Here is a 15,109-nt window from a genome sequence, read left to right on the forward strand (position 1 = left end):
CGCGATCGTCGCGGTGCTGATGCTGCGCGGCATGTCGCGCGCGACCGACGCCGATGCGGCGGGCAAGGCGCTGTCGCGGAAGCTGCTGGCGGAGGGTGCCGTGGAAACGGTGCTGGCGGACCGGCTGTTCAACGGCGTGCGCAGCCAATGGTGGCTGCTGCCGGCGAATGGCAGCGTGCGGATCGGCACGGATGCGATCCAGGTGCGCATGTCGAGCGAGAGCGGACGGCTGGATATCAACGAGGCATCGCTGGAGCGCATCGATCGGGCGCTGATGGGGCTTGGTGTGGCGGCCGGACAGCGGCGGATCATTCTGGATCGGCTGGGTGCTTATCGCGGTGCGCGGCGGATTGTCTCGTCCTTTGAAGAACTGAGCATTGCGCTAGGCGGTGGACCTGAAGCCTCGGCCACATGCCTGGGAGACGTCTTCACCTTCAGTTCTGGCCTGTCAGAGCCCCGGAAAGATAGCCTGCTTCCGAGACTGGCAAGCGCGCTTGGTGAGCCTGGTTCGTCGATTGCGCAAGGTCAGGCCGAAGCCGGTGCCGCTTTGCGTATTGAAGCAGCGGGTATTGATCAGATCGTACGGCTTGCGGATTCGATAAAAACTCCGAATAATGTAATATTATATCTAGTCTTTATGAACTATCATCATTTCTCAATTTAGCCTCATCAAACATGCTATTCCCGCAGTTCGGGCACACCTCTAGAAAATTCAGATCGTTTTTCAACTTATGAAAAATTCTACTGTCTGCGATCGATATTCCACAGTTCGCACATCTAAAAAATAACAGCACATAAGCAGAAATTACAAATATTACAATAAATGACCAACATGTTCTAAACACAATAAACTCAAAAATCAGCAATACTGAGAATATCTTACCTAAGAAAAATAATATCTTTATTCCAAGCTTTGATTTTAACATGATGGCATAACCTGAACCGCCACACCGCCTCTTACAGTTGCATTTGCATTAATCGTTGCTCCAACGCCAGGAGCAAAACCACCATTAACACCATTGAATTTCGGATTAAATCCTTTTTTATCTATTAAAGTTGCACTGACCCCTCCCCTCATTCCGGGAATACGTGCATTTGCATTGGCTCCCACACTTCCAGACCAGCCCTTAGACACGCCCCTGCCAGACGTACCGGTTACAGATGAACTAATTCCTATTCCGACACCAACATTGAGTCCACCAGATATTCCGAACACACCACTTTTTGGATCGAAGGCTACCTCCAATGAAACACCCCCCCCTAATCCCGCATACCCACTGGCAGTGCCTCCCAATCCGATAGATGGAAGCGAGCAATACAGAACCTTTGCTCCAGAAAAAATATCACTAAAACTTGGAAAATCTGAATCAGAAGTTATTGAACTCCTATCACCGACCACAACTATATCTTCATCATCCGTACAGACCATGATACCTTCTGAGTTAACTCGACATTCTTCTTTCTCTCCTGTTGGGTCAACCATATTTAAAGGATCATTATCAACATATGAATATAAATTCATTTGATCGTCATATCCGATTGGATCTGTTTGCATGAATCTTCCCAATGTCGAAGAATACATCCGGGCTTTATAATAGTACATCCCCAACTCGTCGAGCCAGACCTGCCCCGTGTAGCGGAAGCGGCCGACTGCCCCAGATGAAGGAATCCCATATTCGTCATAGCTATTGATCGTCGAAAGCGTGCCATCCGCATTGGCGATCGCTGTGATCGAGCCCTGATGATCGGCATGGAGATATTTCGGCGCCGAAAGGCTCGATCCCTCATACCAGACCAATGGCTCGTCGGGCCCTGCACCATGAACATAACGGCGAAGAACCGTATTCGTGCTCGAATATTCGGCGACCAGCGCATCGCCATCATACAGGAACTGCGTGGTTCCGGCACTGCCGCCGCTGATCTGGAACAGGCGCCCAAACGGATCATAGAGAAGGCCGATACTGGCCGCTCCACTCGCAGAGACCAACCGATTTTCCAGATCGTACACATAGGTCGACGTGCCATCGGAAGCGAGGTTGCCGTTGCCGTCGTAGCCGAACGTTGCCGCACCGGCCGTCAGATATTGATTGAGGCCGTTTTTGGTATAGGCGCGGCTGACATTCACATTGTCCAGATACGCATAAGCATCGTTATTACGCACCTTGTTGATAATCTGGTCGGCCGGATTTCGGGCATAGGTATATTCGACGGTCCCAGTGCTACCGATAAACGCGTTCGCCAGATCCTTCAGACGATAAGCCGCATCATAAGCGTATACACTATGATTATTATTGGTACGATGCGTCGTCGAAGTTAGCCCTTTGCTATTGAAAGCAGTTTCAAAAAGTCCAAGCCCGCTATTTTGATTTGCATAATACATACGATCAAGCTTATCGAACGCGTAGTCAAAGTAATTTCCATCCGGATGCTTGACACGCCAACGATTTCCGTTCGGATCATTCTCGTATTCGAGAGCTCGACTATATCCGCCCATATTGACGATGGCTTTCTTCAATCGACCAAAACCGTCATATTCGTTGGTGATGCCCTCGCCGCTGATACTGTCGAAACGCGCCTTGGTCAGCGCCCCGAGCAAATCATATTCATAATAAACATCCCGCGTATGCGTAGCTGACAAGCCCGATCGTTCGGGAACCACCTTGATCGTCATACGGTTTGAAACATCATATGTGAAGCCGAAGCTGAGCCCCTCCCGCTTTCTGAGCGAAGTTATGTTACTGTTGGCATCATAACCATATTCCTCATAGTCGCTCGAACTGACCGCCCCCGACGTCGACAGCGCATTGGCAGGCGTCGAAGGGTTGAAGGACGATGGCAAAGTCTGCGAAGGAAATTTCCATCGGGACAGACGATCGAAGCCATCATACACATATTCCGCCTTGTTCCCGTTGGCGTCCACCACGAAGCGCTGCTTACCATTGTCGCTATAGCCATAGGTAACATAGGCTTGCTCAAGGGCAGGGCTTGTCGCTCCAACACCTTTACGAATCTGCAGCAACTGGCCTGCGGCGTCATAGATATTCTTCGTGATCCGATCTGGTCCGAAATCCCCGCTGCCCGTTCCGCGCGTACCCATGTCGCAAGCGCTAGATGGCAGACTGCCAAACACCGCTGGATTCATCCTGACCGCCGTGCATTCCAGCCGGTCAAGCGCGTCGTAGCTATATTGCGTCACTTTCAACGAAGCGTAGGGAGAAGCGCCATCCTTCACGATCTCCTTGGTCTTGCGACCACGATTATCATATTCGGTTTCTATGATCTGGAAGATCGTAAAATTCGACCAGGCCGATGGCGCGATCGCGTCGGACTGCCACGCCGCCAATTCCCCCTTCTCGACCTTTTTCAGGCGCCCCATACCATCATAGGTATTGCGCTCAGCGCCATATTTGATCGGGCGGGTATCGTCGGGATCGGGCCTGATCGTTCCCGTTATCCGCCGCATCGCGTCGTAACGATATGCCGTTGTAAAGTCCGAAGCGCTGGTCTGCGCCATCGCAATTTGCGGCAACGCCGCACTACCCAGCAGCAGCAACGCCAAATGACGTACCATCGCCTATCCCCTTTATGATATGAATGAAGATCGCTCGCCCGCATGGGTGGCGCTTATTATGGGCAGCTGGTCAGGCCAGCTCTCGGCTTAGTTTCGCTGATCTTGTTTCCGTATACATCATACGAATAACAGGTACGCAGCGTCGCACCGCCTGATGTAACCGCTATGCCCCGGAGCAGGAGGTTATTCGGGCCGCTGTTCGGTCCATAATCATAAGCGGTAACGACCTCATCCGCGCTGCCGCCGGCGCAAGCGCCGCTGACGGTCGCGGTGGTGCGGCAGGTTCGCTCCTCGGTCTTGAGCCAGACAGGCGTTGCCGCCTGGACGTAGCTTCCCGCGCTGTTCTTGATCCACGCATAACGTTCCGCATAAGCATAGCGCTTGACCGGCGCTATTCCACCAACGGAAGGCCCCGTTTCGGTCAGGACCCCACAATGAGCGGTCGAATAGGTATAGGTCGTCACGTTGGAACGCGCGTCCGTAACGGATGTAGGCTGCGCGCAGGGCCCGAAGCTACGCGCCTCGGTCAAGTCAGCAAGCCCCGATCCGCTCTTCGCACGCGCAATCGTCTGCGTTGGATTTCCGGACATATCAGGAACGATGGACACATAGTTCCCCTCAGGGAAAGTTTCCTTCGTTATAATTCCGCTATTATAGGTGTATGATTTTGTTTTTAGCAGAGAATTTCTGTAGCTACTTATACCACCGAAAGCAGGATCTATAACATATGTGTCGGATAGTGACAGTGATCCAGTTTTTGATAGAGTTATCTTGTCCGTTGATGAATTATATACATACGAATATGTAATGGATTTTCCATTAATATTTACAGATGATACCATTCTCCCGTTGTTTGTTGGACAATATCTCGAAGATCCGCATATATTTCCAACATATGGGTAGGCATATACAATATTATCATATGAACTGTCCGAGGTTCTTATTTTAATGTTCGTTCCATCGAATACATACTTTGTCGTATTGCCCGATGCATCCACAGCATCATATGTAGAAAGAGCATCCGGCAAGAACCCCGCAGGGTAATTGGAAGATTTCCATGGACCAGTTAAACTGCAAGAATCCGCGCTTGGATCACAATATTCATATGCATTATTAATTGCAGTTACCGATACGATCGTTCTCCAATCAAGTATATTTGTTGTAGCCGATGTTTTATAGTTGATTTTTAACTGATAACCTGTATTTGTTGTTACTGATTGAATCCTGAATACCGGTATCCCCCCAATCGTCGCTTTCTTGTGATGAATACTCCATCTTACGCCATTTTTACTCTGACGATAATCGGAAATATTCCAATCTTTTCCATATCCCGTTGAATCCGGTCCAAATGAGTAGAACAGATCATTATAACTAATGTAAGTACCATCCTTCAGTTGCACGAAAGTTCTGGTAGAAAATGATCCAGTTGCCGACATAGGGCCGCCCAGAGAGAATGGCTCGTAGTAGTTTCCGAATTTTGCATATGTGAATACATCACCGGAGAAAAATTGCTCCGTTACAATTTCGTTTAAAAAATTGTCCCTCCATTGTCCACCGCTTAGATATCTCTCGTAATATATACCAAACTTATCGTCTGGCCCGATCGATATGTCCCTTTGCGAGAGCTGAATATCTCCGTTAGGAATATTAACACTATTCTCATCCACCGCAGGATTCTGCGGAGGATTCAAGGACTGGGCCCGAATTTCGAGCGAAGATGATGAAAATACAACTCCACACGACATGGCAGCTACTTTTAAAGCAAATGCCCTCGATGACCTTTTATAATTCATAATACCGCCCGTTTGATTCGTGAAAAGATATAATACAGATCGATATATTATGGTGTCATTGCGTGAAAATCGCCGACACCGAGCCAACTATTCTTTCGAACCCGCAAATATCGCGTGGTCGCGCCGACCGTGAATTCGGTCTTAACTCCATCCGCAGTCCCGGATACGGTCGTGACCAAGGTCCAGCTGCTGCCGTCATCCGATCGCTCCAGCGCCGCGGTGTCCAGATATGTCGGCCCCCACCCTCCACTGAAGCTGGAGTCGATGGGAACCAGGACCACCTTGCCGACCGGTTTGGCCGAACCCAGATCCATCATCACCCATTCGTTGGCACCACTGTTGGTCCCGTGAACGCTGGTCATCGAATTATAGACCGCGTCTCGCATGCCCGCACCCGCGCCGGACAAACCGGTGTAAGTGGTATAGCTGGAACTCGCTGAGTAAGTCGTCGGCGTGATGATTGTCGGCGTGCTGGCCGCGCCCGTCACCGCATAATTAGATCGATTTCCCGCAGGATCGAAGGTCGCCGTCACCGACAAGCCGTTATTCACCGTGCCCGACGTCGATGAAGACACCAGCCTCCCTAGTGGGTCATAGACATAAGTGACGGTTTCACTGCCTGACGCCGTATTCGTCGCTAGAATTAAAGATATAGGCAACACGCCTAGACGGATCGATCTGCTTTCCATTTTCCCCCGCGCCTGTTTCGATTCATATAAATCTATTGATCATCATGAACGTCTTTTCCGCAATGGAAATTATTCCAACCTAAACCGACAACATGATCCATATTGGAGATTTATACTTTTTTAGGATCGATATCCGAGTGCCCGGCTGCAATTATGCTTGCCGCCCCAGCCGCCGAGCAGATACCTGAACGACCCCGCTCATAGGCAGGGAGCAGCAGATCGGTTCACTGCATCATCAAGCGCAGCGCCGACCGTCCACATGTCGGTGACAAGCCCATCGCACGTCACACAGCTCGGTCGATGGAATCTGAAGCTTCTGCGAGGGACGGGCCGTCAGGTCACTGAAGATTGTTGGTCACGATGCTGTCGATCGTTTCCGCGTCTCCAAGCAGGCTGCACGTACCCGTTCCGTAAAGGGATACCGGGTCGTTCATCGCGCGGGCCGTCAGCAGAATGCTGAGCATGGCCTGCCCCTTCGTCGTGGTTCCGTCGAAGGCCCAACGCCGGGTAAAGCTCGTATTCGAGCAAGCCGGCGGGGCCGTTCTGGTTCCATTGGAATAGACGAGCACGACACCGCCGGAGAGCGTGACGAAGCCCTGCACCATGCCATTGCTTGAGGTGGATGCATATGCGGACTGCGAAGTCATTGCCAAAGCCATGACAAGATATTTCTTCCAACTCATACTCAAACTCCACTCGTTACAACAGATAAGTCATTTAATCGATGCAGGAATTCCCTTGCGAAGACGTATTCCTGCCCACGTGACGTCTAATTTTGCATTTTAATCACGGTAAAACCGTTCAATGGCACCACAATAACCCTGCTTGCAGCGCCCGAAACCTGATATGTCTTCCGATTACCGGCACTATCATATTCAATATTCGTGCTTAATCCGTTATTGGACGTTCCGGTGTTGCTCGTTGCGACGAGACGCCCAAGCGCGTCATAGGTGTAGGTTGTGGTGCTATTTGCATGGACGGGTAAAATCTGCGCCAGAGCCGCGATGGTACCGACCATGATGAGATTGCGCATCGATGATCTCCTCCAATCTTGTCATAGAAGTTTTTATTGACGATTTATAAATCAACGTCGAATATTTTCGGACGTTCATTTCTATTCTCTACCTATTCTCCAATCCGATCGCTTAACTACCGACTTGGCCATAAGCTACGCCTTCAGTGTCATTCGATCCGCTGACGCATGCACCGGATCCCGAAATGATGACCGGTTTTCCTGTACCTTGAGCAGTGAGAATCATGGCAATCAGCGTCCTGTTGCCGTCGGTACTGGGCGATATTTCCCAACGATTACAGCATGAGCAAGATGGCGTAGCGGTTCTGGAACCGCTGAGAGAGAAGAAGAAACGCCCGCCAGCCCACGCAGTGTTGGTAACAGATCCTGTCTGATCGGACGCATATGCCGGAACGAAAGCCGACAGAGAAGCAGTCAATAGGGACAATCTCAATATCGAAATCTTCATTTCTGAATCTCCGTTCTTCAGATATATTGGATATTTTCGGGTATATGGGATTTTCGAGCGGCATGCGTATATCTGTCCAGATCAATACGAGCCATTATGCTCCGTCCCCCCGATTAGATTCGAATATGATCAATGATCACAGAGAATGTGGTTTCAGCAATCATAAAATGTTAAATCCGATCGACAAACATGGTCCACATCGGAGGTTTATACTTTCTTATCCAGATTCGGATGATCGACAGAGAAATGATGCCGACAACTCCGGAAAATCCGAAATTTCCGAGATATACGGTGACTGCCCAAAGGCCTGGGCGGATTTTAGGGTAATTCGATGATAGTCAATGTCCGCCAGTATTGGTCTGCCACACGATATTTCCGGCGATATCCTTGATCACGACGTTGCCGTCATTCTGAACGGAAATCGTGGCACAATGATATTGATATGTGTTCGATGACCAGACCGAACCGGATCCGGTATAGAGCACGAGATTGCCATCGCTCTGGAATGCCGCCGCATTCGTACCGGATCCGACGGTGTTGGTGGGCCATCCAAGCGGAGTCCAGCCCGAGCCGAAATTACCATAGGCTACCAGATTGCCATCGGCCTGCATCCTGAACTGGAATTTGCCGTTCGGTGAAAAGATGCCGGTATCCGCCAACAGCAACTGTTCCGTCCTGCTGTGCGAGTAGGCCTGCCGATTTCCGGCCGCATCATAGGTATATACGGGCAGATCGCCACTCGCAGGCCGGGCATCGCACACGGTTTTTACCCGGCCCAAACCGTCATAGGTATAAACGGTCCTGGATGGATCCGCGCTGGAGAGCGAGGGAACGCAGAGCAGCACCGTTCCGAGCACCACATTCTTGATAGAAAGCGTATGCGGTACCGGCTTCGAATGAATGGGCGTCGTTCGATCCAGGTTTGCCCGCCTGTCAAAGGCGTTGCCGACTTCCATATGTCGATCGCCAATCCATCGGCCTGTTTTCATGTTTCGTCCACGCCCGCTTCGGCTCGAATACGGCCATTGATCATTATGGAGATTGTTTCATCAAGGCAGATAATTTGAATCCCGATCGACAATATGATCCATATTGGAGGTTCATAGTTTTTTATGTTCGATATTCGCGCCGCCGGCCAAAAGAACCCAGGCAAGGATATGAGCAAACCGGCGTTTCAGAATATCCGGTGGGGATCATGGCCCGCCGCTTTCGGTTTCTCTCCACGATCCGTTTCGTTCCGGCTGAGGCGCAAATGCGAAGACGGCGCAAGCGACATCGTGCCGCTTGCGCCGTCTTCGCATTCGAACCATCTGTGGCCCGCGCTCATTGCGCGGCGATGCGCGCGCTCCCCGATCGCTGTGCCGCGGCGATCACGCCGTCGCGCTGCGCCGTCACCCGGTCCGCCGCATCGATGCGGCAGCGCTGGATCGCTTTCCAGCCCATCGGATCGGCGCTCGATGCGTCGCCGCATGCCGTCGCGATCGCGACCTCGATGCGACGATCGAGGCTCTGGCGCCCCTTTGCGGTGTTGAGGTCGAGGTCGCCATGCGCGACTGCGCGGACGACGGGCGGGTGGCGGGTTTCGGCCGCGGCGGCCGGCGCCACGCACAGGGCTCCGGCAAGCGCGGAGAGCGCTAGCAAGGTCTTCATGACCGTCTCCATTCTGTCTGAGTTGCCGGTCTTGTCCGGCCCGACCGATATACACCGGCATGGCACGCAGGCGTGAACAACGATGTTGCACTGCGATGCTGCATTATTGCAGAATGCCCTGTGCACGCGATCGGGGCATGATGCCGCAGATGCTCGACTGGAACGACCTTCGCTATTTCCTCGCCGTCGCGCGCACGGGCAGCACGCTTGCGGCCGGAAAGTCGCTGCGCGTGAGCCAGACCACCGCCGCGCGCCGGGTCGCCGCGCTCGAGGCGGCGGCGGGCGTGACATTGTTCGAACGGCGCCAGGCCGGCTATGTGCTGACCGTGGTCGGTGAGGCGCTGCTCGAACGCGCCGAAGCGGTGGAGGCGGCCGCGCATCGCTTTGCCGAGGATGCCGGATCGCATGGCCGCGAGGCGAGCGGCACCGTGCGCCTGACCATGCAGGAAATCCACGCCGTCACGATCATGGCGCCGATCCTGCGCGATCTGCGTGAGGCGCATCCCGCGATCCGCATCGAGCTCGACACCAGCGAACAGGTCCGCGACCTGGAGGCGGGAGAGGCGGATATCGCGCTGCGCTGCGCCGGACGCCCGTCAGGCGCGGGACTGGTCGGCCGCCGCGTCGCCGACGAACCCTGGACGGTCTATTGCAGCCGCGATTACGCCGCGCGTCATGGCACCCCGCGCCGCCCGCGCGATATGATCGATCATGTGATCATCGGCGGCGGCGGCAAGGGCGTCTGGCGCATCTACCGCGCCTGGCTGGAACAATATGGCCTGGTCGACACCGTCGCCATCCATCATGATTCGCCGACCGGCCTGCTCTCCGCGGTGCGATCGGGCATGGGGCTCGCCACCCTGCCCTGCTTCGTCGCCGATACCGATCCCGAACTGATCCGCTGCATCCCGATTCCCAAAGAAGTGGAACGCGGCGTCTGGCTGCTCACCCATGAACGGCTGCGTCATACGCCCCGGGTGCGAGTGGTGCTCGATTTCGTCGGCGAACGGCTGACCCAGATCGCGCGCAGACAGGAGCAGGCCGCGATCGGCATGGCGCCCGGATCGATCATGCCCGCGGCGGAAGACGCAAAAGCCTGACCCGCCCGCTCCGGTTATGGATCAGTCCGGCTTGCGCTGGGCGTCCGCCGCGCGAACCGCGTCCAGGCATCGCCGATAATCCGCGATCTCCCGCGCAATCTCGGTATCGTTGATCGGTCGGCCGCGCAGCGCCTTCCAGATTTCGAGCGCCAAGGTTTCGTCGAGTCCCATTCCGCTTCTCCTCCGCGTCTCCATGCGCATGGACCCCATGGCAGGGCGTGGCAAGCAGCGGTACGACACGGCCTGCGCGCCCGCACCAGGCTGGAGCGAGATCCAGCTGGATTGAAGCACCTGTGTCATTCCCGCGCATGCGGGAATCCAGCTATTCCGTGAAGCATCAGAAGGAAGAAGGAGCTGGATTCCCGCATGCGCGGGAATGACAATGCGAGGTGCTCAACCTCGACGGATCAGCCCCTAAAGCGCGGCGGTGCGATCGGGGCGGCCGATCCGTTCGCGCACGTCCCAGCCCGCATTCTTCGCGAGATCCTTGGCGAGCCAGGACCAGCCCCATAATGTCATTGCCTTGATCTGCATGTTCGACGGGCGCTCGGCCTGGATCAGCAAGACCTCTCCGCTGTCCATTTCGGGGCCGTCGGTGCAATCCTTGGTCACCGCCAGCCAGGATGTATCGCTCAGTTCGAACAGCGAAAGCTCCTTCCAGCCGCGATCGTCCTTGTTGCCGGTGATGGTCGCGATGATCCTGCCATCGAACACGACATCGGCCGCATCGCGGCGTGACACGGTCGTCGAAACAAATCCGGCGTTCATGGGTGATTCCTGACATTGGCGGCGGCAGTGGCGCCGTCATCCGCCTTATGCCACGACAGGTCTTAACGACCGTCCCGAGCCTCCGTCAGCGGCCCGGGCCGCGCGAACAGATAGCCTTGCCCGAGCACGCAGCCGAGCTCGATCAGCCGCCGGCGCTGGGCGGCCGTTTCGACCCCTTCGGCGATCACCGATTTGCGCAGCCCCTGCCCGAGCCCGATGATCGCGCGCACGATCGCCTCGCTGCTGCCGTCGGCGTCGAACAGGCTGAGGATGAAGGACCGGTCGATCTTGAGGATGTCGATCGGCATACGCTTCAGATGGATGAGCGAGGCATAGCCGGTGCCGAAATCGTCGAGTGCGATCTGAAGCCCGGCATCATGGAGCATGTGGAGCGCTTCGCTCATCGCATCGACCGAACGGCCGAGCACGATATCCTCGGTCACCTCGATGCACAGCCGGCCGGGCGCGACGCCGGCACTCTCCAGCCGGTCGAGCAGGCGGCGGGCGGCGTGTGCGCCGTCGAGCTGCGCGGCGGTGAAGTTCATCGCGACCGCCGGCATCTCGTCGGGGCGCTCGGCCAGCGTCGCAAGCACGCGCGAGAGGACACGATCCTGTACCGCCGTGCCGATCTTGGGATCGACGAGCACGCTGCCGAACACCGCCGGCGTCAACACGCCATGTTCGGGATGCTGCCAGCGCAGCAGCGCTTCGTAACTGGTCGGCCGGCCGCTCTCCAGCGCGACGATCGGCTGATAATGGAGGACGAATTCGTCGCGCTCGAGGCCGAGATGCGCGTCGCGCGCCAGAGCGGCGCTGCGATCGATCTCCGCGCGCAGGCTGGGATCGTAGCGATGCAGGCGACGGCGCCCGCGCTGCTTCGCCTCGTACAAGGCGAGATCGGCATTCTTGTAGAGCGGGTCCGCATCGAGCGCGTCCTCGGGATAGCGCGCCATGCCGATGCTGAGCGACAATGCCCAGCTCCGCCCGCCATGCGTCCAGATCTCGCCCTGCATGATGTCGAGCGTTTCGGAGATTTCGGCGATCCGCCGCTCGTCCGCCCGGGTCAGGATCAGCGCGAATTCGTCGCCACCGATACGCGCCACATGTTCGTCGGCGCCGACCGCACCGTTCAGCATCTCGCCGACATGCACGAGCAGCGCATCGCCGCCGTCATGGCCCAGCCGGTCGTTGATCTCCTTCAGATTGTCGACGTCGATCAGATACAGCTGGATGCCGCGCGCGGTCGATTCCATGCTGGTGCGCAGCGCCGCCTGAAAGGAGGCGCGATTGCCCAGGCCGGTCAGGAAATCGGTCTGCGCGGCGCGGCGCAGCGTCTCGCTTTCGATCGTGATCGCGGCGCGCGCCTGTTCGGCCAGATCGCGTTCGCGCCGCAACAGGCGGAAACGATCGGCGATGGCGAGCGACAATGCGATCGATTCGAAGGCGAGCGTGGCGAAGGTCGCCAGATCGACCAGATCGTTCTGCGGCAGGAAACCCAGATTGCGCGCCAGCCGCAGCGCAAAGATGATCAGCACCGGCGTCCAGCCCAGCAGATAGAACCAGACGATGCGGCTGCCCCGGCGGATCGCGTAGCAGACCCCGATGAACACCGAGATCGCGCTCGCCAGGATGGCGTAATTCATCAGCCGGTCCATCAGGGCGGCGGGAAGCAGTTGATCAGCCGATGCGGCGGCGCCGAGCAATATTCCGATCAGCGCCAGCGCGCGGCCTGCCCGATGCAGCCATTGCGGCAACACGCCCTCTTCGACCACCGCCAGGAAAAAGACGTTGCCGGTGCCGATCATGATGCCGACCAGGATGAAGTCGAGCCGAACCGCGACCGGCCCGACGAATCCGGGCAGCAGCAGCGCGATCACATTGGTCCAGATCAGCCCATAGGCGAGCACGGTGGCAGCCCAGATGAGATACCAGCGCTGGAACACCTGGCGATGGCCGATATAGATCACCAGATTATAGGCGAAGGCCGACAGCAACGCGCCGCTGAAAAGGCCCATCAGCAACAGCCAGCGATCGCTCAGCTTTTTGGCCGTTTCCGGGCTCGCCGCCGTCACCTTGCGCATCAGGCCTAGGTCGGCGAGCTTGAAATAGCCGATATGGATCTGCCGGACGTCACGGCCTGCCTGGTCGACGATGAAGCGCTGCAATCCGCCAGGCGCCCAATTCTTGTCGAGATCGCCGGCCGCCCGCACGATTTCCTGGCTGCGCCCATGCGAGTCGACGACCACGATCGCGATCCGGTCGAAACGCGCCTGATCGATGAGCAGGCGCCATCTTACCGGCAGCGCCGCCATCCCGGCCGCATCCGCGCCGGCGAGCCGCGTGGTATCGAGCCGCAGCCAGAGCCAGCGGTCGTGATAGCCGGCCGCCTTGCTTCCGCTGCAATCGAAGGTCAGGCCGCGAACCGTCTGCGCATCGGGCGCGCGATCCGCCGGCGCGTTCGCATGGCAGAAATGCGACCGCAGTTCGACGCTTTCCGCCGATGCCGCCCCCGGCCACAGGACCGCGAGAAGCAGGAACAGGATCGGCAGGATGTTACGTACGGACACTCGGCTCCCTTCGCGTCTGGGTCGTTAGGCCCGCCATGCTGAAGAGAAGCTAAACGCGCTAAATGATATCAGGGTGCATGGACGGTTAATCCTGATCGGTGATCCGGCATCCGCGATCAGCGTGGGACGAGCGCGAGGATGAACAACAGGCCCCCCAGCGTCGGCGCGATCGTCCGCACGGTGTTCCAGCGCGTCCACACCCTCAGATAATGCGCCCATAACGCCGCTTCCTCCGCAGGCTGGACCGCGACGAGCCGATTGTTGAGGGGCACGTTGAAGACCATCGTCACCCCGAAACAGCCGACCAGATATAACAGGCTGGCGACCAGGATCAGGCCCGAACCCGCGCGATCCCAGGCGAACAGCGCCCAGCCCGCCAACACCAGGCTGAACAGCGCCATGCCCATGAACGGGATCATGAAGCTGGGCGTGAACACGGTGACGTTGATCGATCGCATGGCATTGGCGCCCTGTTCGGACGGAATCCGCCCGAGACCGGCCATCACGAAGGACGAGAAGGCATGGAAGATTCCGCCGACGACGATGCTGCCGATCGCGGCGACGAGAAGCGATATGAAAATGATCGTGTCGGTCATGGCGATACTCCCTTCAAAGGGGTTCGACGGAGGCGAGACTGTCTTCCCGCCCAAAATTTGTCACGGCTTTTGTCGCGAGCGCGTTTTTCCATCGCCAGCCGCCGCGCGGACGGGCAATAGTCGCACCATGTGCGTTCTGGCTTTCGCATGGCGGTCGCATCCGCGCTGGCAGTTGATCGCCGCCGGCAATCGTGACGAGCTTCATGCCCGCCCCGCCGCCCCGCTCGCGCGATGGGCGGATCCCGATCATCTGATCGCCGGGCGCGACCTGGCATCGGGCGGCACATGGCTCGGCGTTTCGGAACAAGGCCGCTTCGCCGTCGTCACCAATTTGCGCGGCTATGGCGGCCCCGAGCCGGATCGCGCCTCGCGCGGCACGCTGATCGCCGATCTGCTCGCGGGCGAAGGCGATTATGCCGATCCCGACCACGCGACGCTGTCGGATTTCAACCCGTTCAACCTGATCGTCGCCGACCGGGAACGCGCGCTGTTCCTGTCGAATCGGCCCGGGGCGACACGCAGCCTCCTGGCGCCCGGCATTTACGGCGTCTCCAACGGCACGCTCGACGAACCCTGGCCCAAGACGCTCAGGCTGAAAGAACTGATGCTCGACTGGATCGTCCGCGGCGCGCCGCATCCCGCAACCCTGCTCGACGGCCTGCGCGAGGACGTGCTGCCCGATGTCGGGCTCCGGACCGCAGCCGCATCGGACGTGCCGCAGGAACCAGCATTGTCGCCGATCTTCATCCGCAATCCGGTCTATGGCACGCGGTGCAGCACCGTGGTCGCGATCGACGAACGCGGCCATGGCGTCATCATCGAGCGGCGCTACACGCCGGCGGGCGGCGCCGCGGGGGAAACCGCGCTAAGCTTTGCCTGGCCGGGCTGATCGGT

General features: G+C 57.0%; 14 protein-coding genes. 3 read left to right on the forward strand and 11 right to left on the reverse strand.

What is annotated here, in order from left to right; all coding sequences use genetic code 11:
* Positions 1-664, forward strand: a 664-nt coding sequence (locus AC3WN8_RS18005) for a hypothetical protein (protein WP_492670846.1), incomplete at its 5' end; no start/stop codon positions are given.
* A 255-nt stretch (positions 665-919) separates the two neighbouring features.
* On the opposite strand, the gene AC3WN8_RS18010 is transcribed toward AC3WN8_RS18005, so the two are convergent.
* From AC3WN8_RS18010 to AC3WN8_RS18040, 7 genes are all read right to left on the reverse strand, one after another.
* The gene (locus AC3WN8_RS18010; RefSeq protein WP_492670847.1) at positions 920-3,571 is read right to left on the reverse strand and encodes an RHS repeat domain-containing protein; all 2,652 of its coding nucleotides are present in this window, start codon (positions 3,569-3,571) and stop codon (positions 920-922) included.
* Positions 3,572-3,627: 56 nt separating this feature from the next.
* Complete coding sequence (locus AC3WN8_RS18015) at positions 3,628-5,364, reverse strand: hypothetical protein (RefSeq protein ID WP_492670848.1); 1,737 nt, start codon at positions 5,362-5,364, stop codon at positions 3,628-3,630.
* A 47-nt stretch (positions 5,365-5,411) separates the two neighbouring features.
* Positions 5,412-6,053, reverse strand: a complete 642-nt coding sequence (locus AC3WN8_RS18020; RefSeq protein WP_492670849.1) for a discoidin domain-containing protein — start codon at positions 6,051-6,053, stop codon at positions 5,412-5,414.
* A 338-nt stretch (positions 6,054-6,391) separates the two neighbouring features.
* Positions 6,392-6,736 carry a hypothetical protein gene (locus tag AC3WN8_RS18025; protein WP_492670850.1) on the reverse strand — a complete coding sequence of 115 codons (345 nt, stop codon included), beginning with the start codon at positions 6,734-6,736 and terminating at the stop codon, positions 6,392-6,394.
* Positions 6,737-6,822: 86 nt separating this feature from the next.
* A complete protein-coding gene (locus tag AC3WN8_RS18030) occupies positions 6,823-7,086 on the reverse strand; it encodes a hypothetical protein (protein ID WP_492670851.1) in 264 nt (87 codons plus the stop codon).
* A gap of 786 nt (positions 7,087-7,872) precedes the next feature.
* Entirely contained in the window at positions 7,873-8,490 is a 618-nt protein-coding gene (locus AC3WN8_RS18035) for a hypothetical protein (protein WP_492670852.1), read from the reverse strand.
* Positions 8,491-8,857: 367 nt separating this feature from the next.
* The gene (locus AC3WN8_RS18040; protein ID WP_492670853.1) at positions 8,858-9,184 is read right to left on the reverse strand and encodes a UrcA family protein; all 327 of its coding nucleotides are present in this window, start codon (positions 9,182-9,184) and stop codon (positions 8,858-8,860) included.
* Between the two features lie 137 nt (positions 9,185-9,321).
* On the opposite strand from AC3WN8_RS18040, the gene AC3WN8_RS18045 reads away from it, so the two are divergent.
* A complete protein-coding gene (locus AC3WN8_RS18045; protein ID WP_492670854.1) occupies positions 9,322-10,284 on the forward strand; it encodes a LysR family transcriptional regulator in 963 nt (320 codons plus the stop codon).
* Between the two features lie 21 nt (positions 10,285-10,305).
* Here AC3WN8_RS18045 and AC3WN8_RS18050 read toward each other — a convergent pair whose 3' ends face one another.
* The 4 genes from AC3WN8_RS18050 to AC3WN8_RS18065 all read right to left on the reverse strand — a co-directional run bounded on the left by AC3WN8_RS18050 (position 10,306) and on the right by AC3WN8_RS18065 (position 14,215).
* Positions 10,306-10,455 carry a hypothetical protein gene (locus tag AC3WN8_RS18050; protein WP_492670855.1) on the reverse strand — a complete coding sequence of 50 codons (150 nt, stop codon included), beginning with the start codon at positions 10,453-10,455 and terminating at the stop codon, positions 10,306-10,308.
* A 243-nt stretch (positions 10,456-10,698) separates the two neighbouring features.
* Positions 10,699-11,052: a hypothetical protein gene (locus tag AC3WN8_RS18055; RefSeq protein WP_492670856.1), complete on the reverse strand. Its 354-nt coding sequence runs from the start codon at positions 11,050-11,052 to the stop codon at positions 10,699-10,701.
* A gap of 62 nt (positions 11,053-11,114) precedes the next feature.
* Positions 11,115-13,619, reverse strand: a complete 2,505-nt coding sequence (locus AC3WN8_RS18060; protein WP_492670857.1) for a putative bifunctional diguanylate cyclase/phosphodiesterase — start codon at positions 13,617-13,619, stop codon at positions 11,115-11,117.
* 116 nt (positions 13,620-13,735) lie between these two features.
* A complete protein-coding gene (locus AC3WN8_RS18065) occupies positions 13,736-14,215 on the reverse strand; it encodes an anthrone oxygenase family protein (RefSeq protein ID WP_492670858.1) in 480 nt (159 codons plus the stop codon).
* Between the two features lie 127 nt (positions 14,216-14,342).
* Here AC3WN8_RS18065 and AC3WN8_RS18070 point away from each other — a divergent pair, with 127 nt between their 5' ends.
* Positions 14,343-15,104, forward strand: coding sequence for an NRDE family protein (locus tag AC3WN8_RS18070; RefSeq protein ID WP_492670859.1), 762 nt, complete (start codon positions 14,343-14,345; stop codon positions 15,102-15,104).
* The last annotated feature ends 5 nt before the right edge of the window (positions 15,105-15,109 follow it).

The sequence above is a fragment of the Sphingobium sp. FW305-3-2-15-F-TSA7 genome, from assembly GCF_058787155.1.